At 68.4% G+C, this 23,721-nt stretch carries 21 protein-coding genes and 1 pseudogene; 10 read left to right on the top strand and 12 right to left on the bottom strand.

Annotated features, from left to right (window positions below):
• Position 1: 1 nt before the first annotated feature.
• The 3 genes from F5544_RS15120 to ctaC form a co-directional block, all read right to left on the bottom strand.
• Positions 2-1,279, bottom strand: a complete 1,278-nt coding sequence (locus F5544_RS15120) for an FAD-binding oxidoreductase (protein WP_167473784.1) — start codon at positions 1,277-1,279, stop codon at positions 2-4.
• A gap of 223 nt (positions 1,280-1,502) precedes the next feature.
• Positions 1,503-1,919 (bottom strand): cytochrome c oxidase subunit 4, encoded by a 417-nt coding sequence (locus F5544_RS15115; RefSeq protein WP_167473783.1) that lies wholly within the window; start codon positions 1,917-1,919, stop codon positions 1,503-1,505.
• Between the two features lie 13 nt (positions 1,920-1,932).
• Entirely contained in the window at positions 1,933-3,018 is a 1,086-nt protein-coding gene (gene ctaC / locus F5544_RS15110; protein ID WP_167473782.1) for an aa3-type cytochrome oxidase subunit II, read from the bottom strand.
• A 397-nt stretch (positions 3,019-3,415) separates the two neighbouring features.
• On the opposite strand from ctaC, the gene asnB reads away from it, so the two are divergent.
• Positions 3,416-5,359 carry an asparagine synthase (glutamine-hydrolyzing) gene (gene asnB, locus F5544_RS15105; RefSeq protein ID WP_167473781.1) on the top strand — a complete coding sequence of 648 codons (1,944 nt, stop codon included), beginning with the start codon at positions 3,416-3,418 and terminating at the stop codon, positions 5,357-5,359.
• Between the two features lie 66 nt (positions 5,360-5,425).
• Here the strand turns inward: asnB and F5544_RS15100 are convergent, their stop codons facing one another.
• Entirely contained in the window at positions 5,426-6,394 is a 969-nt protein-coding gene (locus F5544_RS15100) for a carbohydrate kinase family protein (RefSeq protein ID WP_167473780.1), read from the bottom strand.
• A gap of 334 nt (positions 6,395-6,728) precedes the next feature.
• Positions 6,729-7,079: a HesB/IscA family protein gene (locus tag F5544_RS15095; RefSeq protein WP_167473779.1), complete on the bottom strand. Its 351-nt coding sequence runs from the start codon at positions 7,077-7,079 to the stop codon at positions 6,729-6,731.
• A gap of 258 nt (positions 7,080-7,337) precedes the next feature.
• On the opposite strand from F5544_RS15095, the gene F5544_RS15090 reads away from it, so the two are divergent.
• Positions 7,338-7,946: a DUF3043 domain-containing protein gene (locus F5544_RS15090; protein ID WP_238847448.1), complete on the top strand. Its 609-nt coding sequence runs from the start codon at positions 7,338-7,340 to the stop codon at positions 7,944-7,946.
• 154 nt (positions 7,947-8,100) lie between these two features.
• Here the strand turns inward: F5544_RS15090 and F5544_RS15085 are convergent, their stop codons facing one another.
• Positions 8,101-8,259: a hypothetical protein gene (locus F5544_RS15085; RefSeq protein WP_167473777.1), complete on the bottom strand. Its 159-nt coding sequence runs from the start codon at positions 8,257-8,259 to the stop codon at positions 8,101-8,103.
• Between the two features lie 86 nt (positions 8,260-8,345).
• Between F5544_RS15085 and F5544_RS15080 the strand changes: the two genes are divergently transcribed.
• On the top strand, positions 8,346-9,323 hold the full coding sequence (locus F5544_RS15080) for a helix-turn-helix domain-containing protein (protein ID WP_167473776.1): 978 nt from the start codon (positions 8,346-8,348) through the stop codon (positions 9,321-9,323).
• A gap of 185 nt (positions 9,324-9,508) precedes the next feature.
• Here the strand turns inward: F5544_RS15080 and cobU are convergent, their stop codons facing one another.
• The gene (cobU, locus tag F5544_RS15075; RefSeq protein WP_238847252.1) at positions 9,509-10,048 is read right to left on the bottom strand and encodes a bifunctional adenosylcobinamide kinase/adenosylcobinamide-phosphate guanylyltransferase; all 540 of its coding nucleotides are present in this window, start codon (positions 10,046-10,048) and stop codon (positions 9,509-9,511) included.
• Positions 10,049-10,593: 545 nt separating this feature from the next.
• Between cobU and cobT the strand changes: the two genes are divergently transcribed.
• A complete protein-coding gene (gene cobT / locus F5544_RS15070; RefSeq protein ID WP_428847144.1) occupies positions 10,594-11,673 on the top strand; it encodes a nicotinate-nucleotide--dimethylbenzimidazole phosphoribosyltransferase in 1,080 nt (359 codons plus the stop codon).
• Positions 11,674-12,239: 566 nt separating this feature from the next.
• Positions 12,240-12,985 (top strand): annotated as a pseudogene (locus F5544_RS15065) (adenosylcobinamide-GDP ribazoletransferase).
• Positions 12,986-13,274: 289 nt separating this feature from the next.
• Here the strand turns inward: F5544_RS15065 and F5544_RS15060 are convergent.
• Positions 13,275-13,862: a chloramphenicol phosphotransferase CPT family protein gene (locus tag F5544_RS15060; protein ID WP_167473774.1), complete on the bottom strand. Its 588-nt coding sequence runs from the start codon at positions 13,860-13,862 to the stop codon at positions 13,275-13,277.
• A gap of 204 nt (positions 13,863-14,066) precedes the next feature.
• Here F5544_RS15060 and F5544_RS15055 point away from each other — a divergent pair, with 204 nt between their 5' ends.
• The gene (locus F5544_RS15055; RefSeq protein WP_167473773.1) at positions 14,067-14,780 is read left to right on the top strand and encodes an MBL fold metallo-hydrolase; all 714 of its coding nucleotides are present in this window, start codon (positions 14,067-14,069) and stop codon (positions 14,778-14,780) included.
• Here F5544_RS15055 and F5544_RS15050 read toward each other — a convergent pair whose 3' ends face one another.
• From F5544_RS15050 to F5544_RS15040, 3 genes are all read right to left on the bottom strand, one after another.
• Complete coding sequence (locus F5544_RS15050) at positions 14,781-15,881, bottom strand: branched-chain amino acid aminotransferase (protein ID WP_167473772.1); 1,101 nt, start codon at positions 15,879-15,881, stop codon at positions 14,781-14,783. It abuts the gene before it with no gap.
• A 434-nt stretch (positions 15,882-16,315) separates the two neighbouring features.
• Entirely contained in the window at positions 16,316-17,416 is a 1,101-nt protein-coding gene (gene gcvT, locus F5544_RS15045) for a glycine cleavage system aminomethyltransferase GcvT (RefSeq protein WP_167473771.1), read from the bottom strand.
• 89 nt (positions 17,417-17,505) lie between these two features.
• A complete protein-coding gene (locus F5544_RS15040) occupies positions 17,506-18,117 on the bottom strand; it encodes a GNAT family N-acetyltransferase (RefSeq protein WP_167473770.1) in 612 nt (203 codons plus the stop codon).
• A 126-nt stretch (positions 18,118-18,243) separates the two neighbouring features.
• Here F5544_RS15040 and F5544_RS15035 point away from each other — a divergent pair, with 126 nt between their 5' ends.
• Entirely contained in the window at positions 18,244-19,755 is a 1,512-nt protein-coding gene (locus tag F5544_RS15035) for a leucyl aminopeptidase (protein ID WP_167473769.1), read from the top strand.
• Positions 19,756-19,848: 93 nt separating this feature from the next.
• On the opposite strand, the gene F5544_RS15030 is transcribed toward F5544_RS15035, so the two are convergent.
• Positions 19,849-20,208: an oxidoreductase gene (locus F5544_RS15030; protein WP_167473768.1), complete on the bottom strand. Its 360-nt coding sequence runs from the start codon at positions 20,206-20,208 to the stop codon at positions 19,849-19,851.
• A gap of 260 nt (positions 20,209-20,468) precedes the next feature.
• Between F5544_RS15030 and sucB the strand changes: the two genes are divergently transcribed.
• From sucB to F5544_RS15015, 3 genes are read left to right on the top strand one after another with little or no spacing between them, the layout of a single operon-like run.
• On the top strand, positions 20,469-22,238 hold the full coding sequence (gene sucB, locus F5544_RS15025) for a 2-oxoglutarate dehydrogenase, E2 component, dihydrolipoamide succinyltransferase (protein ID WP_167473767.1): 1,770 nt from the start codon (positions 20,469-20,471) through the stop codon (positions 22,236-22,238).
• A gap of 5 nt (positions 22,239-22,243) precedes the next feature.
• Positions 22,244-23,152, top strand: coding sequence for a TIGR01777 family oxidoreductase (locus F5544_RS15020; RefSeq protein WP_167473766.1), 909 nt, complete (start codon positions 22,244-22,246; stop codon positions 23,150-23,152).
• A complete protein-coding gene (locus tag F5544_RS15015; protein WP_167473765.1) occupies positions 23,149-23,655 on the top strand; it encodes a GNAT family N-acetyltransferase in 507 nt (168 codons plus the stop codon). Before F5544_RS15020 ends, F5544_RS15015 begins: the two co-directional genes overlap by 4 nt.
• The last annotated feature ends 66 nt before the right edge of the window (positions 23,656-23,721 follow it).

The following is a 23,721-nucleotide window of genomic DNA, read 5'->3' as shown; positions in this document are numbered from 1 at the left end:
TCTAATCGCCGGACTCGTACCGCATGGCGTGTTCGGACCGGCAGATCTCATCGATCCCGGAAACGATGTCCCGCAACAGCTCCGAGGGCAGCGCGGACGGCCGCAACCGGCAGGTGAAGGTGATGAGCCCGTGCTCCTCGCCCGGAATCCCGCGCGCCGCGGCCTCCTCGCGCAGGTACGGCGACCGCACACCGTAGGTCATCGCGGAGATGACGGTGAAGCAGCCGGTCTGCTCCCGGTGCCCGGAGAACAGGTCGTGTAGCCGGTAGAACACCGACGCGTAGTTGGACAGCGGCGCGAAAACGCCGACCCGGTAGGCGGGCCCACGCTCGGACGAGCTGAGCTGGGTGTCGGCGAGGTATTCGGCATCGCGCAGCGTGAGCACCTTGGGCGCGAACATCAGCGCGGCCGCCGCCGCGTTGCGGACCGGCATACCCGCGCGGCCGCCCGCGGCGGACGCGATGGCGCCCAACGATTTACGGGTCCTGGTGCCCGCCTCACGCCGGGCCCGCAGACCGCGGGTCGGCGTGGTGGGGTGCAGACTGGACCACTGACCGAACCGCACCGTGCCCAGCTGGATATTGCCGGTGCCGACCGGGCGGGAAACCTTGAGCGGTGCGGTGTCCACCCAGCGGCCCACCTGCAGCGAGGCGGTGCCCGGATGCAGGATCTGCGCGTGCGCGTGCTCGACGAACGAATCGAAGTCGAGGAAGCGGTCCGCGTCGGTGGTCAACCAGGTGTGCTCCTTGTCGACCTCGACCACGTCGAGGGTGAGCGCGGTGATGATGCCCGCGCGCCCACCCGCGCCGAGGATCCGGTGGAATCGCTCGGTGTGGTGGTTGCGGCCGCAGGTGCCGATCCGCCCGTCGGTGTCGACGTATTCCAGATCGACGACCCGGTCGATGAACAGGCCGTACTTGTGCGATGCGGTGCTCACCCCACCGACGGAGGCGAAACCACCTGCGGTGATATCGCGGTGGTCGCCGACGATCGGCAGCCCGAGCCCGTGCGCGCCGAGCCTGCGATCGATATCGGACAGTTTGGCCCCGGCCTGCACGCGCACCGTCTTACGGCCCAGGTTGATATCCAGCACCTGATTCATCCGGCGCAGCGACACCACCGTGCGCTGATCGGGCAGCGCGAACCCGTCGTCGACGTTGTCGCCGCCGACAATCGTCAGCCGTTCCGCCCGCCCCCGCGAATCCCGAACGGTGCGAACGACATCCGCGGTGTCGCGGGGTAGATACTCTTCGGCGGCAACGGAACGCGGCGTGCTCATGGCACGAAATCCAACCACAGCCCGGCGCGACACGCTCACTCGAATCGGACCCCAATTTTCCGCGGCCCCCGAACCCCCGTTGAGCAGGGATGATCATACTACTGCTCGTCAGCTCCCTTGACATGCCGTAACGCGGACGGCCGCGGCGCCGAAAAGCCCATTTCCAGCAAAAACGAAGCGCCCCACCGGAGTTCCGGTGGGGCGCTTCGAAAGAAACTGACGCTCAGTGCTTCTCGGGACCGAGGTAGTACTCGAACACCAGGCCCGCAGCGGCGCCGAGCACGCACAGCACGCCGATGGCGATCAACCAGAGCTGGAAGAAGGCCAGGCCCAGCGCGGTCACCGAGCCGGCCGCGGCCAGCGTGATGGGCCAGAAGCTGCCGGGCGAGAAGAAGCCCAGATCGCCTGCACCGTCCACGATTTCGGCGTCCTCGTAATCCTCCGGACGCAGGTCCAGGCGGCGGGCGACGAATCGGAAGTAGGTGCCGATGATCAGCGACAGCCCCGCGGTGAGCACGGTGGCGGTGGTGCCCGCCCACTCCACGCCGGTGCGCGACTGTCCGGTGAAGAAGCCGTAGACGATCGCCACAATGACGAAGAACACCGTGAGCAGTTCGAAAATCCGCGCTTCGATCTTCATGTCAGATCAGTCCTTACTTTGCCTCGGCCGCGGTCTTGGTGGTGCGGTCGGTGTTGAACGGCCTGGTGGACGTGGCGACCGGCGACTCACCGATGCTCGCGAGCGCCTCGGCGTTGGTCTTGCCGTCCTTGCGCGCGTCGAGGTACTTGGTGAACTTCTCCGGAGTGACCGCGCGGACCTCGAAGTTCATCATCGAGTGGAAGGTGCCGCACATCTCGGCGCAGCGGCCGACGAACGCGCCCTCCTTCTCGATCTTGGTGATCTGGAAGACGTTGTCCGAGTGGTTTTCCTTCGGGTTCGGCATGACGTCACGCTTGAACAGGAACTCCGGCACCCAGAAGGCGTGGATCACGTCGGCGGCGGCCAGCTGGAACTCGATGACCCGGTTGGTCGGCAGCACCAGAACCGGAACCTCGGTGCTGGAGCCGACGGTCTCGACCTTGTCGTAGTGCAGGTAGGACAGGATGTCGTTGGCCGGCTTGCCGTGCACGGGACCCGGCTGAGGGTGACCGTCCTCGGTGCGCTCCTTGTACTTCTCGAGCTGCTCCTGGTTCGCGGCTTCCTTTTCCTTGTCGATGCCGTCGAACTTGTAGCCGTCCTTGAAGTCAACATTGCGGTAGCCGAACTTCCAGTTCCACTGGAACGCGGTGACGTCGACCGTCACGTCCGGGTCCGACACCTTCTCGTGCACGTAGTTCTGCACGACGACGGTGAAGTAGAACAGCACCGCGATGATCACGAACGGAATCGCCGTGTAGGTCAGCTCCAGCGGCACGTTGTAGCCGGTCTGCCGCGGGAACTCCGGCGAATCGGCCTTCTTGCGGTGGAAGGTGACGGTCCAGAAGGTCAGACCCCACACCAGCACACCCATGGCCAACGCGGCGAGCACCGAGTAGGTCCACAGCTCCCGCATCCGGGTGGCCTGCGGGGTGACACCGGAGGGCCAGCCGAACCGCAGCCAAACATTGTCGATCGAGCAGCCCGAGACGAGCACCGCGGTGATCCCCAAGGACACCGCCAGCCCGGCCCGCCGAAGGATGCGGCCCCGCCGACCCTTGACGGGTCGTGCCCCGATCTCTTCGCTCGCCTTGTGCGCCACGCTCACGCCTTCCTGGTCGCCACACATTCCGACATTGCATCGGCGGGCCGCGAACGCCCGCCGACACGTACTAAGCACGTTTCAGGCCAGCCCTCCGGAAGACATGCGCTTCCTAAGAATGACCTGAGTACTACGCAGCGTAGACCAAACCGGCGCCCTGTTTGACGTCGGGTCGCATTCGACACTCCGCCGATCCGCAACCCGACGCGGCCACCTGCGATTTGCCGTCGCGACGCCATCCTCCGGGGCACGAATCCGGCGCGTGCGGCATACTCGGACACAGCATTTCGGCCCGCGGGCGCGCGCACCCATGCGCCGACAACGATGTGCACTCACCAAGACATTTGGATGCCCCGCCGACCCGGGGCTCGACCGGAGAAGCGAGGTTGCCGACGCCGTGTGTGGACTGCTCGGATTCCTGACATCTGACGCGGCAACCGATGACGTCGTGGAGCGGGTGTATCACGCCTTGCACTGCGTCCGGCATCGCGGCCCGGACGAGCGCGGCACCTGGCACGACGAACATATGATCTTCGGCTTCAACCGGCTCTCGATCATCGATATCGAGCATTCCCATCAGCCGCTGCGCTGGGGTCCCGCGGCGAATCGCGAACGCTACGCGCTGACCTTCAACGGCGAGATCTACAACTACTTGGAGCTGCGCGCGGAACTGGCCGAGGCACACGGCCAGGAATTCCCGGACGGCTCGATGTTCTCGACCGAGGGCGACGGCGAGGCGGTTGTCGCCGGATTCCACTACTGGGGTCCCGAGGTGGTGACACGGCTGCGCGGCATGTTCGCGTTCGCGATCTGGGATACCGAGACCGGCGAATTGTTCCTGGCCCGTGACCCGTTCGGGATCAAGCCGCTGTTCCTGGCCACCGGCCCCGGCGGCACCGCGTTCGGCAGCGAGAAGAAGAGCCTGCTGGAACTGCTCGCCCCGCTCGGCCTCGGCGAGGAGCTCGATCCGCGCGCGCTGGAGCACTACGCGGTGCTGCAGTACGTGCCCGAGCCGGAGACGCTGCACAAGGATATTCGCCGCCTCGAATCGGGCAGCTACGCCACCGTGAAACCCGGTGCCGCACCGCAGATTTCGCGCTACTTCCGGCCCCGGTACAGCTCGAGTCCGTTCGCGCCGGGCACCGAGCGGGCACGGATCCGGGAAATCACCGCGGCACTGGAGGATTCGGTCGCCAAGCATATGCGCGCGGATGTCACCGTCGGCGCATTCCTGTCCGGTGGCATCGATTCCACCGCGACGGCGGCGCTCGCCATCCGGCACAACCCGAAGCTCATCACCTTCACCAGCGCATTCGAGCGCGAGGGCTATTCGGAGGCCGATGTGGCCGCCGAGACCGCCGAGGCGATCGGCGCGCGGCACGTCGTGAAGGTGGTCTCCCCCACCGAATTCGCCGAGGCCATTCCCGAAATCGTCTGGTACCTCGACGATCCGGTGGCCGACCCGGCGCTGGTCCCGCTGTACTTCGTGGCCAAGGAGGCGCGCAAGCACGTCAAGGTGGTGCTCTCCGGTGAGGGCGCGGACGAATTGTTCGGCGGGTACACGATCTATCGGGAACCGTTGTCGCTCAAGCCGTTCGAATACCTGCCCGGCGGGTTGCGGCGGCTGGCGGGCAAGCTGTCCGACCGGATTCCGGACGGCACCAGGGGTAAGAGCCTGCTGCGCCGCGGCTCGCTCACCCTCGAGGAGCGCTACTACGGCAACGCGCGCAACTTCGACGACGCCCAATTGCGGGCCGTGCTGCGCGATTTCCGGCCCGAATGGACCCACCGGGACGTCACCGCCGCCATCTACGAGCAGTCGCGCGGCTGGGACCCGACGGCACGCATGCAGCATCTGGACCTGTTCACCTGGCTGCGCGGCGACATCCTGGTCAAGGCCGACAAGATCACCATGGCCAACTCGCTCGAACTGCGGGTGCCGTTCCTGGATTCCGAGGTGCTGAAGGTCGCCGAGCGACTGCCCGTCGACCAGAAACTCACCAAGGACACCACGAAATACGCGCTGCGCCAGGCGCTGGAGGAGATCATCCCCGGCCACGTGCTGCACCGGCCGAAGCTGGGATTCCCGGTGCCGCTGCGGCATTGGCTGCGCGGCAGCGAATTGCACGACTGGGCCCAGCAGCAGATCGCCGAATCGCAGACCGATCACCTGCTCGACAAGGCGGCCGTCAAGGGCATGCTGGACGAGCACCGCGCCGGGCGCGTCGATCACAGCCGCAGGCTGTGGACGCTGCTGGTGTTCATGGTGTGGCACGGGATCTTCGTGGAGAACCGGATCAAGCCGGATATCAAGGAGCCGACCTACCCGATCTCGCTCTGACCCGGATATGAATGTGCCCCTGAGCTTTTCGGCTCAGGGGCACAGTTCGTATCGGAGCGGCTCGGATCAGAGCAGCGGTTTGATGTCGGCGGCGGCATCCGCGCCGTAGGCGGCGGTGAGGCGCTCCAGGGCCTCGTCCTTGTTGAGCGTCCACTCCTGGGTGCCCATGGTCTCCAGCACCAGCACCGCGACGAGCGAACCCAGTTGCGCGGACCGCTCCAGGCTCAGCCCCGCGGTGTGACCGGTGAGGAAGCCGGCGCGGAAGGCGTCACCGACGCCGGTGGGCTCCACCCGCTCCCGCTCGGGCACCACGCCGACGTGCACCTCGGTGCCGTCGCGGTCGACGATGCGGACACCGTCCTTGCCGAGCGTCGTCACCCGGATGCCGACCCGCTGGGCGATCTCGGCCTCGCTCAGGCCGGTCTTCTGCAGCAGCAGGCCGAGCTCGTACTTGTTGGTGAAAAGGTATGCGGCGCCGTCGATCAGCCGCAGCGCCTGCGCACCGTCGAGGCGGGCCAGCTGCTGGGACGGGTCGGCGGCGAACGGGATGCCGAGCTCGCGCGCCTGCTCGGTGTGCAGCAGCATGGCATCCGGATCGTTGGCGCCGACCAGCACCAGATCCAGCGAATGCGCCTGGGCCAGTTCACCGATGGTGATATCGCGGGATTCGCTCATCGCGCCCGGATAGAACGACGCGATCTGCGCCATATCGTCATCGGTGGTGCAGATGAAGCGCGCGGTGTGCGCCTTGGTGGAAATGCGCACGCCGGAGCAGTCGACACCGTGCTCCTCGAGCCAGGCGCGATAGTCGGCGAAATCCGCGCCGACCGCGCCGACCAGCAGCGGGTTACGGTTGAGCACGCCCATGGCGAATGCGATATTTCCCGCGACACCACCGCGCCGGATCTGCAGATCGTCGACGAGGAAGCTCACGGACACATGGTCGAGCTGGTCAGCCAGCAATGCGTCGGCGAACCGGCCGGGAAAGCGCATGAGATGGTCGGTCGCGATGGACGCGGAAACGGCGATGGACACGGAGCTGAGCCCTTCAACGGTAGGCGACAGACGGCAGAAGAAAGGGACTGACATCCCGACCTAACCGTAGCTCACCGGACTCGACACGGGCTCGACGCTATTGCCAGTCAAGAGATCCCAGCTGCCAGTCAAGGGATCCCGGCGCGGTCCGGACAGCAATACCGGCCCGATCACCGCTACGGCGAGGGCCGGTTGGGGGTCCGGGGGCGGAGCCCCGCCGGGTGGGGTGTGGGGGCTTCGCCCCCACAAGATACGAGCGAAACGAGCTAGGCGAATGCTCCCCATGAGCATGGGTCACCCACGAGGAGAGCGGGTCGCCCACGAGGACAGCGGATCAGTTGAACGAATCGCCGCAGGCGCAGGAACCGGTGGCGTTCGGGTTGTCGATGGTGAAACCCTGCTTCTCGATCGTGTCGACGAAATCGATCGACGCGCCCTGCACGTAGGGGGCGCTCATCCGGTCCACGGCCAGCTTGACGCCGCCGAAATCGACGGTGAGGTCGCCATCCAGCGTGCGATCGTCGAAGAAGAGCTGGTAGCGCAGGCCGGCACAACCACCGGGCTGCACGGCGATCCGCAGCGCCAGGTCGTCGCGACCCTCCTGATCCAGCAGCGCCTTCGCCTTGGCGGCGGCGGCATCGGTCAGAGTCACACCGTGGGTGGCGGTCTCGTTCTGCACAGTCATGAACTCTCCTAAAGGGACACCTGTGGTCAACCCGTGAACAGCGCACGGGTCGTGTCGGTCAACACCACTCGGCGAGCTGCTATTCCCATCTTGCCACCACCGAGGGCGGGTTACGAAGCGGCCCGGGTGAGCTCGCGCACCGGGCGCGGGCGATGCGCATTTCGTCGCTCGTCCGGCATCGAATAGCCTGGTCGCGTGAAATTGTTCCGTCGCGGCGAGTCCAGCACCACCGACGCGACCGCCGAGACGACGGCGGTCGTGGACGATGATTCCGCCGCAGGCTCCACTCGTCGGACCACCACCGTCACCCCGGGCAAGGGCCGCCCAACCCCGAAACGCCGTGAGGCGCAAGGCAAACGGCGCGGCCCGGTCGCTCCGGCGCCGATGACCGCCAAGGAGGCGCGGGCCCGGCGCAAGGCCGTGCGCGGCACCCGCGAGGAGCGCAAGGCCGCCTCCGCCGAGCGGCGCGCCGCGGCGCAGGACCGCCGGGCCAGAATGCTCGCGGGCGAGGACAAGTACCTGCTGCCGCGCGATCAGGGTCCGGTCCGGGCGTATGTGCGCGACCTCGTCGACGCGCGGCGCAACCTGGTCGGGTTGTTCATGCCGATGGCGCTGGTACTGATCCTGTCCATGTTCGTCGCGCCCGCGCTGCAGACGATCGTCACGCTGGCCATGCTGGTGATGATGCTGTTCATGATCATCGAGGGCGTCATCCTCGGCCGGATCGTGAACAACCGGGTGCGCGAGCGCTACCCCGACACCACCGACGCCGGATTCGGTCTCGGCTGGTACGCGTTCGTGCGGGCCTCGCAGATCAGGAAGATGCGGGCGCCCAAGCCCCGGGTCAGCCCCGGCGAGGCCGTGTAGTTTCGCCATCTCGACCGAGCTCGAAACAGTCCGTGCCCGAACGGCGGGACGCTCACGAAGCGTGATCGTTGCCGTTCGGGCACGGATCTTTTCATATTCGGTGGATGTAGTCGGTCGCTCGTCGGTCCGCATCGGCACGCGGACGCGTCACACATCAGCTGTGCGAGGTGCGGCCCAGCAGCACGGTGAGGTCGTGGTCGCGGCGCTGGGCATCCCGGTCGACGATGTCGCTGGAGCCGAAGCGCGCGGTGTAGTGGGTGACGATGACGGCGAATCCGACGATGACGGCGAAGCTGAGCAGGAAAGCAATCATGGCAGTAATTTTGCGCCCGTCGAGTTCCCGCCGAAAGTGGCAGGAATGCCACACTTCGTAAATATGCTGCCATATACACTGTTGGCATGCTCTCGAAGGTCGCCGTCGTGCTCTCCCGACGGGTCGCCATGTTCGAATTCGGGGTCCTCTGTGAGGTGTTCGGTCTCGACCGCAGCTCGGATGGCCTGCCGGTATTCGATTTCAAGGTCTGCGGCGCCGAACCAGGTGTGCCGCTGCCGGGTACCAGTCCCGGAGTGTCGGTCACCCCCGAATACGGACTGGACGCACTATCCGATGCCGATCTGATCGGCATCCCCGCCTACTACGACGACGGACTGCCACCCGATCAGCGGGTGATCGACGCGATACGCGCCGCCGCCGACGCGGGCGCCATCGTGCTCACCGTCTGCTCCGGCGCCTTCCTGGCCGGGCACGCCGGCCTGCTCGACGGGCAGAAGGTCACCACGCACTGGCGCTACGTCGACAAACTCACCGAACAATTCCCGCTCGCCACCGTCGATCCCGATGTGCTCTTCGTCGACTCCGGCAACCTGATCACCAGCGCGGGCACCGCGGCGGGCATCGACGCGGCGCTGCACCTGGTGCGCCGGGAACTCGGCAGTTCGGTCGCCAACGCCATCGCCCGGCGCATGGTGGTGCCGCCGCAGCGCGACGGCGGGCAGCGGCAGTTCATCGAACGCCCGGTCGCCGCCTGCACAACCGACAGCCTGGTGCAGACCCTGGAATGGATGGGCGAGAACCTCGAACTCCCGCACACCATCGAGGATTTGGCCGCCCGCTCCGCCATGTCCACCCGCACCTTCGCCCGCCGGTTCGCCGCCGAAACCGGGACGACACCGGTGAAATGGCTAACCAACCAGCGGGTACTGCTCGCCAAACACCTGCTGGAGGACACCGACCTCGGTCTGGAGCAGATCGCGGGACGCTCCGGATTCGGCTCCGGCGCGCTGCTGCGCCACCACTTCCAGCGCCTCGTCGGCATCGCGCCGACGGAGTATCGGCGGCGATTCGGGGTGAACGCCGAGGTTCCGTATCCGGCCTGAGCGGACAGTATCGGCTGTTATTTGCCTAGTTTTCGCTGTTTACGGCCGAAATTGTCCGTCCAGGCCGACGCGAGTCCCGCACTATCGGCGTTCCGGTACGCGCGGCTGGTCGACGCGCGCCACGCGGTGACAGGTCGCGTTATACGGTGCCCGGCGCGAGTCGGGAACATCCGGCCGGGCCGAGTTCACTTGACATGCATCGGAATTCCGGCGACCACCAGGAAGACCTCGTCACAGACCCGGGCAAGCTGCTGATTGAGCCCGCCGATCTCGTCGCGGAACAGCCGCCCAGAGCGATGCGATGGGATAACACCCATGCCGACCTCCGGGCTGACGATGATGAGGCGTTCCCGGTAGTCGGCGACCGCCCGCACCAGCGCGTCCAGTTCGGGCGCGACGGTGCCGCGCGGTAGCTCCCAAGCATCACGCGCATCTATGCGGGCGGTGAGCCAGGTGCCGATATCGTCGATCAGGGTGACCGGGGCAGCGTCCGCGAGAACCGTTGCCGGATCGGCGCTTTCCACCACGGTCCAATCCGCCGGGCGGCGCGCGCGATGCACGGCGATGCGCTCGGCGAAATCCGTATCGGCCGGATCGGGCACCGATGTGGCGAGATAGCGCACCGGGCGTCCCGCATCCGACGCGAGCTGCTCGGCATATCCCGACTTGCCCGAGCGCGCGCCACCGAGGACGAGTGTTCGCAGGATTACGGAGCTGTCCGACACGTTCTGCACGGTAGCAACTGCACCCGACCGGCCGGGAACGCCTGCGGTTTCGTCCGTGCTGGGCTGCCGACCGCGAGTTCGATTCGTATCGGTGCGTATTCGTCTCCGACTGCCTCGGCTCCGCTCCGGCCATGCACGGGCTGAAGACAGCTACCCCGACAGTTCATCAGGCGAACGTGTATGCCGGGCGGGCACTTCCGTTGACACCATCCATCCGCCTTGGATCGAGGCTGATTACTGCGTCGACGCGATGCCGACAAGCCGCGGTAGCCGCATAGGCAACTCGTCCGATGGGTGAGCGCGGTCCGGCGCAGCCGCAGAGATCGCTCTACCGAGATGCTCTTGCGGCAGTTCCATCGCCGACCGCTCGACTCGCCGTTCACCCGTTCGGCGCGTCGGCCGGAGCGAAGCATTCATGCGGTGGCCGGGCACCTGCGCGCATCACCGAATCTCCACCCGCGCGGGTGGTGTGCGGACCGGCGGGCGGGGCGGGCAAGATTGGGCCGGAGAATGAGCGGCGAATGCCTCTACCGAAAGGCTCGATTGTGACAAGCGGATTCGGACCGGTTGCGCCACCGGACGCGCAGGTGCGGGTGGCGGCCGAACAGCGGCAGGGGCAGCTGACCAAACCCGATGGGTCGCTGGGGCGGTTGGAGGTGCTCGGCAACTGGGTCGCGGCCTGTCAGGGCGTTTGCCCGCCCAAGCAGTTCGCCCGGGCCAGGGTCGTGGTCTTCGCCGGGGATCACGGCGTTGCGCGCCAAGGGGTTTCGGCGTACCCGAGCGAGGTGACCGCGCAGATGGTCGCCAACTTCCTCGGCGGCGGCGCCGCGGTGAACACCCTGGCCGCGGTGGCGGGCGCGACCGTGCGGGTCGCCGATATCTCGGTCGACGCCGACACCGACCCGCGGGTCAGCGCGCACAAGGTGCGCCGGTCGAGCGGTTCGATCGATCGGGAGGACGCATTGCGCGCCGACGAGGTCGACGCCGCCATCGCCGCGGGCCGGGCCATCGCCGACGAGGAGATCGACGCGGGCGCAGACCTGCTGATCGCAGGCGATATGGGCATCGGCAACACCACACCCGCCACCGTTCTCATCGCCACCCGCACCGGCACCGAACCGGTCGCCGCCGTCGGCCGCGGCACCGGCATCGACGACGCGGGCTGGATCCGCAAGGTCGCGGCGATCCGGGATGCGATGCGCCGCGCCCGCCCGGTCGCCAAGGATCCGGTAGAACTGCTCCGGGTCGCCGCCGGCGCCGACTTCGCCGCCATGGCCGGATTTCTCGCACAGGCCGCCACCCGCCGCACCCCGGTGATCCTCGACGGCGTCGTCGTCGCCGCGGCCGCCGTCCTCGCCGCGGATCTCGCGCCCGGCGCGCAGGCCTGGTGGCTGGCCGGCCATCGCTCCACCGAACCCGCGCACGCCCTGGCACTGAAACACCTTGACCTGGAACCGCTCATCGACCTCGGCATGCGCCTCGGCGAGGGCTCCGGCGCCCTCACCGCCCTCCCCATCCTCCGCGCCGCCGTCGCCACCCTCACCGAAATGGCCACCTTCGCCGAAGCAGGTGTCAGCACCGCCGCCACCGAGCCAGCCGACTCCGGCGTCGAACTCCAGAAATGACCGGCGCGCCGGCTCCTCTCGTCCAGACAGCAACAGGGCGATGACTCACTGTGCCGCGCTGCCGGGCCACACCGGTGAATTCCTTACCAGCGGTTCCCGAGAGTTGGCCGGGCAGGCGATTGCCTCGGCACCCTCGGCCCGAGCAACGCGCAAGGACACAGCGTGAACGCCGTGCGGCTGGCACTGCCGCAGCCACCAGAATCGCCGAGACAGCAACCGGAGCAAACAAATTCGAACGATAGCCGGGCGGGCGATTGCCTCGGCACCCTCGGCCCGAGCACCGCACGAGGACACAGCGTGAACACGGTGCGTCCTGGCACTGCCGCGGCCGTCAGGATCGCCGGGACGGGAACCGGAGCAGACAGATTCGGCAATGGCCGGGCGAGCGATTGCCTCGGCGCACCCGGCCCGAGCACCGCGCGAGGACACAGCGTGAACGCGGTCCGGCTGACACCGCCGCGGCCGTCAGAATCACCGGAACAAGAACCGGAGCAGACAGATTCGGCGATGGCCGGGCGGGCGGTTGCTTCGGCACCATCGGCCGGAACATCGCGCGAGGGGGCGGCGTGAACGGGGTGCGGTTGGTGCTGTCGTGGCTGACGGTGTTGCCGGTGCGGGGGCCGGACGAGGTCGATCGGGTGGTGGCGGGGCGGGCTATTGCGTTGGCGCCCTTGGTTGGAGGGTTGCTCGGGGTGGGGCGGCGGGGTTGCTTTGGTTGTTGCGGTGGGGTGGGGCGACCGCGTCGTTGGCCGGGTTGCTCGTGGTCGGGGCGCTGGCTTTGGTCACGCGCGGAATGCATTTGGACGGTCTCGCGGATACCGCCGACGGGTTGGGGTCGTATGGTCCGCCGGAGCGGGCGCGAGAGATCATGAAAAGCGGTGGGGCCGGGCCGTTCGGGGTGGCGGCCATCGTATTCGCCGTTGGGGTGCAAGCGTTTTCGTTCGCGGCGTTGGCCGATGAGCGGCGCTGGTTCGCGGTGGCGCTCGCGGTGACGGCCGGACGGGTCGCGGTGGTGCTGGCCTGCCGCCGGGGCATCGAGTCCGCACCCGATGCCGGGTTCGGCGCGCTGGTCGCCGGAACACAGCGGGCGACGACAGGCACGCTCTGGGCCGTATTCGCCGCGGCCGTAGCCTTTTTCGCGGTACCTGAGCACCGCTGGGCCGGACCGGTCGCGGTACTCGCCGGACTGGCGGTGACGGTCGTGATCGTCCGGCACTGCGTGCGACGGTTCGGCGGACTGTCCGGCGACGTGCTCGGCGCCGTGATCGAAATCGCCGTCGCGATAACGGCATTCGGCTGTTCGCTCGCCTGACCGCGCCGGTCAGTGATCCCGCCCGTCGTAACGGGCATCGACGCGCTGGCCACCGAGACGCACCGGGCGGCGACCGATGACCTTCTTCGCCACGGCCGCAACATTCTTCGTTCTTCGCGATCCAGAACCACCGCCGAGCCGGTTCGGGACGGCCCCGCGCCCGTCCGGCAGTCCTCATCGCGGCGGGTGTCCGGCGACGCACTCGTCATCGAAATCGCCATCGCGATAACGGTGACATCTCGGCGACGCCATCGGTAGTTCTCACCCTAACTTCGGGACTCGGCCTGCCCTATGCAGCCCGCAGTACGGCCCTGGCCAGTTCGGCGGGCGTTCCAGTGGTCGTATCGACGATCGTGTCGTAGGTGTAGCCGTGGTCGTGGACCGTGCGAAGGTGGCCTCGGGCTAATCCAATTTCGTTGCCACGGGCCAGCTCTCGCTCCTCGGCGATGGCCAGCGGGCAGGTGACGCCGACCAGCTGGACATCCAGGCCGGTCAGCGCGTCCATCCACATGGGCAGCAGGTCCGGGGTCAGCAGCATCTCGTCGATTACCAGATGATTGCCGCCGCGGGCGAATTCGGCGGCCGCGGCGCAGGCCGACCGCAGCATTCGGCGCCCGACGGGGCCGTAGCGGATGACCACGAGCGGGTGACCGTCCGCGTCACGACCGGTGCGGTCGTACCAGAATCCGTCGCGGCTCAGCGGACCGTCGCGTCCACCACCCCAATTCGGCGGCACCAACCCGAACAGGGTGTCGATCCCCCAGTAGACGAACGGGATGTCGCTCTCATCCTGGATGGCCTTGGCCAGGGTGGTCTTACCGGCGCTCGATGTGCCGTTGAGAAAGATCACCCGCCGAGGGAGTTCAGGGCTCCGCATCCGCCCACGTTATCCAGTCTCCGGATCGGCCCGAGACCATCCGCCGCCGGCTGGTCGAAAAGTCCTGGCCCCGACCGTGACCCGGCCGCACAGCGGCGCACCGGCGGATTCGACGCTGACAGGACGCCGTCGCATATCTGGACTGTTGACCACTTAATGGGATGTCGGCGCCCGGGACCGCGGCGCGGGCAATAGGGTGGGCGTATGTCCTCTGAGCGCCTGTATTTTCGTCAGTTGCTGTCGGGTCGCGACTACGCCGTCGGCGATCCGATCGCGACGCAGATGCGCAATTTCGCCTACCTGATCGGCGATCGGGAGACGGGCGAATGTGTCGTGGTCGATCCGGCGTACGCGGCGAGCGACCTCGTCGACGCCGCCGCGGCGGACGGGCTGCGGTTGACCGGTGTGCTCGCCACCCACCATCACCCGGACCACGTCGGCGGCACCATGCTCGGCTTCACGCTGGGCGGGGTCCGGGAACTACTCGAAAATGTCAGCGTCCCAGTGCATGTCAACGCTCAGGAGCTGGGCTGGGTGGCCAATGTCACCGGTATCGCGCCGAGCGAGCTCACCGGGCACGAGCACGGCGACAAGATCGCCGTCGGCGCCTTCGAGATCGAACTGCTGCACACCCCCGGCCACACACCGGGCAGCCAGTGCTTCCTGTTCGACAACCGGCTCATCGCGGGCGACACCCTGTTCGTCGACGGATGCGGCCGCACCGACTTTCCCGGCGGCGACTCGGACGAAATGTTCCGCAGCCTCCGCTATCTCGCCGGACTGCAGGGCGATCCGGTGGTGTACCCGGGGCACTGGTACTCCGCCGAACCGTCCGCGAGCCTGTCCTACGTCCGCGACAACAACTACGTCATGCGGCCGCAGACGCTCGAGCAGTGGCATATGTTCATGCCCGGCTGATCACATCGGGGTCATCCAGCCGTGGATATCGGCGAAGGTGCCGCGCTGGATGCCGGTGAGGGTGTCGCGCAGGGCCATGGTGACCTCGCCGGGCTCGCCGCCGTTGATGGCGAATTCGCCCTCCTCGGTCCGCACCCAGCCGACCGGGGTGATCACGGCGGCGGTTCCGCAGCCGAAAACCTCGGTGATCTCACCGGATTCGGCGCCCTTGCGCCATTCCTCGACGGAGATCTTGCGCTCCTCGACCACATAGCCGGAGTCGGCGGCCAGGGTGAGCAGCGAATCGCGGGTGATGCCGGGCAGCAGCGACCCGGACAGTTCGGGGGTGACCAGGCGCGCCTGCGAACCCGAACCGAAGACGAAGAACAGGTTGTTGGTGCCCATCTCCTCGACGTAGCGGCGCTCGCACGCGTCCAGCCAGACCACCTGGTCGCAGCCCTTCTCGGTGGCCTGCGCCTGGGCCAGCAGCGAGGCGGCGTAATTGCCTGCCACCTTGGCCTCACCGGTGCCGCCGGGTGCGGCGCGCACGTACTCGGTGGACAGCCACACCCGCACCGGCTTCACGCCGCGCGGGAAGTAGGCGCCCGCCGGCGAGCCGAGTAGCAGGTACTTGTACGCGGAGGCGGGTTTCACGCCGAGGCCCGCCTCGGTGGCGAACATGAACGGGCGCAGGTACAGCGACTCCTCGCCACCCGCGGGCGGCACCCAGTCGGCGTCGACGGCCAGCAGCTGGCGCACGGATTCGACGAACAGTTCGTCGGGCAGTTCGGCCATCGCCATCCGGCGCGCGGACCGGCGGAAGCGGGCGGCATTGGCATCGATGCGGAAGCAGGAGATGCTGCCGTCGTGCTGGCGGTAGGCCTTCAGACCCTCGAAGATGGCCTGGCCGTAGTGGAAGACCATGGTGGCCGGATCCATCGGAAGCGGACCGTACGGCGCGACCTTCGCATTGCCCCAGCCCTCGCCCTCGACGTAGTCGACGGACACCATGTGGTCGGTGAAGAAGCGCCCGAATCCGGGTGCCGCCAGAATTTCCTGTACCCGCTGCGCCGGAGTAGGGGCGGGATGCGGAACACGACTGAACTGTGCGGCAACGGTCATAGCCCCGATCCTATCCGGGCGGATTCGCTCAGGTGCGCCCGATCCGCTAACCCGGTTGCCAAGCTGCCCCCACCAGGTGGACCAGCGTATTCCCCCAATACGTCCATTCCTGAGCAGCTTGCACAGCAACGCTCGCTCATCCCTGGTGCCCGGTGAGCAAAACGTGCCGCCCGCACGCGGTCATCAGGTTGCCCGGTGCACCGAAAATCCCCCATTCCGAACACGACTCGCCGAATACGACACGCGGCATCGGTTCGGCTCGCAGCCGCACCTCGTCTTCGAACCGTGCATTGTCTGTACGGGGTGTCCACCTTAGAGACGGGGTGCGGCAACTCCTCGAGCTACCCAACCCACCGACACCTCCGAGCCGGGTGGCCCTGTCGTAGTGGCGCGACCACCCACCCGACGCGCCGATCAGCTTGCGCCGCTACGACTTACGCGGTACGCGCCGCGACGAACGGCGGCCGGACGACCTCGCAACGCAGCCGACGACCGCGGACGTCGACCTCCACTTCGGCGCCCGGCTCGATGCCCGCCGCGGTGTCGAGCAGTGCGAGCGCGATACCGATCTTCAACGTGGGCGAGAAGGTACCCGAGGTGGTCTCGCCCACGGTCTCGCCGTCGCGCAGCACGGCCTGACCCTGGCGCAGTACGCCGCGGTCGAGTGCCTTCAGCCCCAACAGGATTCGGCGGGGGCCCGCCGACTTCTCCTGTTCCAGCGCGGCCTTGCCCCAGAACTGCGGCTTCTTCCAGCCGACCGCCCAACCGCAGCGCGCCTGCACCGGCGAGATCTCCGTCGACAATTCGTGGCCGTGCAGCGGGTAGCCCATTTCGGTGCGCAGGGTGTCGCGGGCGCCGAGCCCGGCGGGTTGGCCGCCCGCCGCCCGCACCTGTTCGGTCAGCGCGCGGAAGAGCGGTTCGGCGTCGGCCCAGCGGGGCAGCAGTTCGTAGCCGTGTTCACCGGTGTAGCCGGTGCGGCAGACGCGCACCGGGCGGCCCTCCCATTCGGCGTCGGCGTACGCCATGTACTCCTGGTCGGTCGGCAGGCCGAGCGCGGTGAGCACCTCGGTCGATTTCGGGCCCTGCACCGCGAATACCGCGTAGTCGCGGTGTTCGTCGGTGATGGTGATGCCCTCCGGCGCGGCCTTCTGCAATTCGGCGACGACGGCGGCGGTGTTGGCCGCGTTGGGCACCAGGAAGATCTCGTCGTCGGCGACGTAGTAGGCGATCAAGTCGTCGATCACGCCGCCGTCCGGCGTGCAGCACAGCGTGTACTGCGCCTTGCCCGGCCGGATCCGGCCGAGGTCGTTGGTGAGCGCCGAGTTCACGAATTCGGCTGCGCCCGCACCGCGTACCGTCGCCTTGCCGAGGTGGCTGACGTCGAACAACCCGACCGCGGTGCGCACCGACTGGTGCTCGGCGACCGTGCCCGCGTACGAGACGGGCATCTCCCACCCGCCGAACGGCGCGAATGTGGCGCCCAGCTCGGCGTGGACGGCGTGAATGGGGCCTTGCAGCAGGTTCGAGTCGGTCACGGGGCGAGCTTAACCGCCCGATACCGCGCCTGGGCCGCTACCCGGCGGATCATGGGATGAGATAGATCTCGGCCGCGGATTACCCGGACTCAACCGCGAAACCACATCGGGCGCAAGGTCGGTCCCGACTCCGGCAGCTCATGGGTGACCGGCTCGGCGGTGAAACCGTGCCGCGCGTACAGCCGGGCCGACCTCTCGGTGCTTGCCTCCAGGAATACCGGCAGACCGCGATCCGACGCGGCCTTCAACCGGTCGGCCAGTATCGCCGAGGTCGAACCCTTTCCCCGGTGCTCCGGGCGGGTGACCACGATCTGCAAATAGCCGTGCGGGAATTCGCGCGGATGCTCACGCGCCAGCAACTCCATGACCTCCGCCGCCCGGCGTACCGAACGCACGTCCGGCAGCGCGTCGGCCTGCGCCCGGGTCTCGACCGCCGCCGCGGTCGCGCGATCGAGATCGGTAAGCGTCTGCCAGATCGAAACCGTCCAGATCTCGGCGCCGGGCCCGGCCACCCAGATCTCGTCCTCGGCCAGCGCGGTGTCGATCAGCTCCCGCACGAACCCGGCCTGAATCGCCTCGACCGGATAGCCCGCCGAAATCCATTCGAACACCGCCTCGTCGGCGTTCGCGGCGGTGTAGGCGGCGATCAGCGCGTCCCGATCGGCCGCGCCCGCCCGGCGCACCGTCAATCCGGTTTCCATCCATACCCTTTCGCTCGTTGCCGACCACTCGCCAACGTAGCGGCGCATCGGCGGGATGGCACGAAACCGGGCATCGGCGGTGCGACCGGATCCGTCCACCGCGAACCGACCGCATAGCCTGTGCCCATGACAGCTGTTGCAGATCGCCCACTCGGACCGGAACTGGCCCGTGTCCAAACCATCGGACCCGATACCGATGTGCTCGTCATCGGACTCACCTCCTCCGATGCCGGTCCCGCGATCGCCCCCGCCGACCTGTTCGGCGACATTCTCACCGACGACCTGCGCGCCGAACTGCTCGACCAGCTGGGCGCGGTCGGCGCCAAGGGCAAGGCGGAGGAATCGCACCGGATCCCCGCGCCGTCCGGACTGGCCGGCGTCACCAGCGTGCTCGCGGTCGGCCTCGGCGCGCCCGACAAGGTCGACGCCGAACAGATCCGCCGCTCGGCCGGTACCGCGGCCCGCGCGCTGACCGGCACCGAACTCGTCGCGACCACCCTCGGCGGACTGGATCTCGGTGCGGCGGCGGAGGGTTTCTACCTGGGGGCGTACTCGTTCACCCCGTTCCGCTCGGACAAGTCGGCGCCCAAGCCCGACGAGCGTCCGGTGGCCCGGGTCGAATTCCTCGTTCCCGAACCGGAATTCGGTGACGCCGCGCTCACCCGCGCGCAGTTGGTCGCCGAGGCCGTCGCCACCGCACGGGATTTCGTGAACACCCCGCCCAGCCACCTCTACCCGGCCGAATTCGCCTCGCGCGCACAGGCATTGGCCGAGGGCGCCGGGCTGGAGGTCGAGGTGCTCGACGAAAACGCCCTGGAGGCAGCCGGTTACGGCGGCGTGCTCGGGGTCGGCAAGGGTTCGTCGCGGCCGCCGCGGCTGATCCGGATCACCTACCAGGGCGGCCCGAAGAAGGTCGCGCTGATCGGCAAGGGCATCACCTTCGACACCGGCGGCATCTCCATCAAGCCCGCGCAGAACATGGAGAACATGACCTCCGATATGGCGGGCGCGGCCGCCGTCGTGGCCACCACACTGCTGGTGGCGCGCCTCGGCCTGCCGGTCACGGTCACCGCGACGGTGCCGATGGCGGAGAACATGCCCTCGGCCACCGCGCAGCGGCCGGGCGATGTGCTCACCCAGTACGGCGGCACCACCGTCGAGGTGATCAACACCGATGCCGAGGGACGGCTGATCCTAGCCGACGCCATCGTGCGGGCCGGTGAGGACGGCCCCGACTACCTGATCGACGTCGCGACCCTGACCGGCGCGCAGCTCGTCGCGCTCGGCACCCGCACGCCCGGCGTGATGGGCACCGAGGAATTCCGCGACCGGGTCGCCAGGATCTCCCGCGAGGTGGGCGAGAACGGCTGGGCCATGCCGCTGCCGGCCGATCTGCGGCCCGATCTGAACTCCAAGATCGCCGACCTGGCCAACGTCGCCGCGCACCGCAATGGCGGCATGCTGCTGGCCGGGCTGTTCCTCAAGGAGTTCGTGCCCGAGGGCGTGCAGTGGGCGCACCTGGACGTCGCGGGTCCGGCGTACAACACCGGCGGGCCGTTCGGCTACATCGGCAAGGGCGGCACCGGCGTTCCGGTGCGCACGCTCATCGCGGTGATCGAGGATATCGCGGCCGAATAATCGTTTCGTCCCGTGACGCGACGGCCCATCGGATCCCGGTGGGCCGTTTCGATGCGTAAGGCGTTCGGCGACAACCGAATCGATAGCTGGAAACTATAGATCGCGCAGATCCTCTTCCATGGCCCGCTTTCGCTCGGCCCGTCTGCGCGCGTCGTAGTCCCGCATCCGTTGTGGATATCCGGTCTTACTCACGTCGTAGACCGGGATCCGCAAATCACGGGCAAGCCGCTGCGCACCCTGCTCGCCGACGAGTCGGCGGGTCCATTCACCGTCCGCCGCGACCAGCACGACCGTGACATCGGTCACCGCCGTCTTCGGTTCGACGAAGCCTTCCACGCCGACATGAGTGCGCACCCACTCGGCGAGGTACCTGGCGTCGTCATTCCCCCGGAAACCGGGACGCGGCCCACCGCCCCCGGTCGCGGCGCCTCGGAAACGATCCAGCAAACCCATAGACGCCGACCTCCTTTCCATCCCGGAGAAGCACTGCCCGCCGGTTATTCCATCTTGCCAGCTGCCGACTCTCCCCCGCCCTGTGCTACACCGCACCCGGACGAGTGCAAGGATGGTCGCGGTACAAGAACCACACGGATCTCCGGTGCCGCGCAGAATGATCGGCGGCTTCCGGGCTCCCGCCGCAAACCCGCGGTGCGGTGTCCGCCGAGAGATCAACTGTTGTAGAACCCGTCGAGCAGTCAGAGGAGTCAACGGACATGGCCTTCTCCGTCCAGATGCCGGCTCTTGGTGAGAGCGTCACCGAGGGAACGGTGACCAGGTGGCTGAAGCAGGAAGGAGACACGGTCGAGGTCGACGAGCCCCTGCTCGAGGTCTCCACCGACAAGGTCGACACCGAGATCCCGTCCCCCGCGGCGGGCGTGCTGTCGAAGATCGTCGCCAAAGAGGACGACACCGTCGAGGTCGGCGGCGAACTGGGTGTGATCAGCGGTGCGGACGAAGCCCCCGCCGCGTCGCCCGCGCCCGCCCCCGAGGCCGCGCCCGCCCCCGCACCGGCGCCCGCCGCGCCGGAACCCGCGCCCGCCCCGGCCGCTCAGGCCCCGGCGCCCGAGCCCGCACCGGCCGCCGCCCCCGCCGCCGCGTCCGGCACCTCGGTGAAGATGCCCGAGCTCGGCGAGTCGGTGACCGAGGGCACCGTCACCCGCTGGCTCAAGGCCGTCGGTGATCAGGTGGCCGTCGACGAGCCGCTGCTCGAGGTCTCCACCGACAAGGTCGACACCGAGATCCCGTCGCCGGTCGCGGGCACCCTGCTGGAGATCACCGCGCAGGAAGACGATGTGGTCGCCGTCGGCGGTCAGCTCGGCGTGATCGGCTCCGGCGCACCGGCTGCCGCGGCTCCGGCCCCGGCTGCTCCTGCCCCGGCACCGGCTGCTCCGGCACCGGCTCCGGCCCCCGCACCGGCTCCGGCCCCCGCGCCCGCACCTGCTCCGGCGCCTGCGCCCGCACCGGCCGCCGCCGCTCCGGCCCCCGCGCCTGCTCCGGCCGCTACCGCACCCGCCCCGGCCACCGCGCCGTCCGGCAACGGTGCGACCCCGTACGTCACCCCGCTGGTGCGCAAGCTGGCCGAGGAGAACGGCGTCGACCTGGCGTCGGTCAGCGGCTCCGGCGTCGGCGGCCGCATCCGCAAGCAGGACGTGCTCGCCGCCGTCGAGGCCAAGAAGGCGCCCGCCGCTGCCGCCGCACCGGCCCCCGCCGCCAAGGCGCCGGCCGCCGCGCCCGCCGCGCAACGCCCGCAGCTCGCGCAGCTGATCGGCACGGTCCAGAAGGCCAGCCGCATCCGGCAGATCACCGCGAACAAGACCCTGGAATCGCTGCAGACCACCGCGCAGCTCACCCAGGTGCACGAGGCCGATGTCACCAAGATCGCGCACCTGCGCGCGCAGGCCAAGGCGGCGTTCAAGGAGCGCGAGGGCGTCAACCTGACGTTCCTGCCGTTCTTCGCCAAGGCCGTCGTCGAGGCGCTCGGCGTGCACCCGAACGTGAACGCCAGCTACAACCAGGACACCAAGGAGATCACCTACCACGCGAAGGTGCACCTCGGCATCGCCGTCGACACCGAGCAGGGCCTGATCTCCCCGGTCATCCACAACGCCAGCGACCTGTCGCTGGCCGGTCTGGCCCGCGCCATCGCCGATATCGCCAACCGGGCCCGCAACGGCGGCCTGAAGCCGGACGAGCTGGCCGGCGGCACCTTCACCATCACCAATATCGGCAGCCAGGGCGCGCTGTTCGACACCCCGATCCTGATGCCGCCGCAGGCGGGCATGCTCGGCACGGGCGCGATCGTCAAGCGCCCGGTGGTGGTGACCGACGAGACCGGTAACGAATCCATCGGCGTCCGCTCGATGTGCTACCTGCCGCTCACCTACGATCACCGCCTCATCGACGGTGCGGATGCCGGTCGCTTCCTGACCACCATCCGGCACCGGCTCGAGGAAGCGGCGTTCGAGGCCGACCTCGGTCTGTAAGCCGAATGAAGGTCGTGGTCGCCGGCTCGTCCGGCCTGATCGGGACGGCGCTCGTCGCGGCACTGCGCCGCGACGGGCACGAGGTGGCCCGTCTGGTGCGCCGTCCCACCGCGGCCCCCGACGAGTTCCGCTGGGAGCCCGCGCGGGCCGAGCTGGACGAGCGGGCGTTGCGCGGGGCGGACGCGGCGGTCAATCTGTGCGGCGCCGGACTCGGGCGACGCCGCTGGAACGGCAGCTTCAAACAGGAGCTGCGGGACAGCCGCATCACCCCGACCGACGTATTGGCCAACGCGGTGGCCGCCGCCGGGGTGCCGGTGCTGGTGAACGCCAGCGGCGTGCACTACTACGGCGGCGCCACCGGCGACCGGGTGGTCGACGAATCCGCTTCCGCCGGAACGGGTTTCCTCGCGACGCTGTGCCAGGACTGGGAGGCGGCCACCCGGCCCGCCGCCGACGCGGGCGTGCGAACGGTGCTGTTGCGCAGTGCGGTGGTGCTCGCGGGCGGCGGCGGCATGCTCGGCATGCTGCGGCCGCTGTATTCGCTCGGCCTCGGCGGCAGGCTCGGTGACGGGCGCCAGTACACGCCCTGGATCTCGCTGGACGACGAGATCGGTGCGATCCTCTTCGCACTCGATACCGAAACCGTTGCGGGACCGATCAATTCGGTCGGCCCGGCGCCGGTGACCAATGCCGAGTTCACCCGCGCCCTCGGCCGCGCGCTGCATCGCCCGACCCCGTTCGTCGTACCCGCCTTCGCCTTGCGCGCCCTGGTAGGCGAATTCGCGGAGGAGGCGATTCTGCACGGCCCCAGGGCGATTCCGACCGCGCTCGAAGAGGCGGGCTATCAGTTCCACCACCCGACCATCGGCGCCGCGCTGGCGGCGACGCTGGGCCGAAGCGGAGATCCACGATGAAAGTGCGCGACGCGACAACCGCCGACCTACCGGCGATTCTCGCGATCCACAACGCGAATATCGCCACCTCGGCGGCGATTTGGGATATCGAGCAGGTCGGCATCGCCGACCGGGAGGCCTGGTTCGCGAACCGGACCGCGGCGGGGCAGCCGGTGCTCGTCACCGAAATCGACGGCGAGTTGGCGGGTTACGCGAGTTACGGTCCGTGGCGGCCGAAGGTCGGCTACCGGTACACGGTGGAGAATTCGGTATATGTCGACGAGCGGTTCCAGCGGCGCGGGGTGGCGACGCTGCTGCTCACCGAATTGCTCGACCGGGCGCGCCGAGCCGGTGACGTGCACGCGGTGATCGCCGGGATCGAGTCGACCAACAGCGCGTCGATCGCGCTGCACGAGCGTTTCGGCTTCGTCACCGTCGGCCGCTTCCCGGAGGTGGGCCGCAAGTTCGACCGCTGGCTGGATCTGACGCTGATGCAACTGACCATTCCGGTCGACGTCCGATAAGTATTGCCGCACAACCGGTTCGAACCGGTAGGAATTGTCCGCGAAATACTTCCACCTGGACATTTC

The organism is Nocardia arthritidis, from assembly GCF_011801145.1.
Taxonomy (GTDB): Bacteria; Actinomycetota; Actinomycetes; order Mycobacteriales; family Mycobacteriaceae; genus Nocardia; species Nocardia arthritidis_A.
The sequence above is the reverse complement of the archived record's forward strand: the minus strand, read 5'-3'. Positions and strand labels throughout refer to the sequence as shown.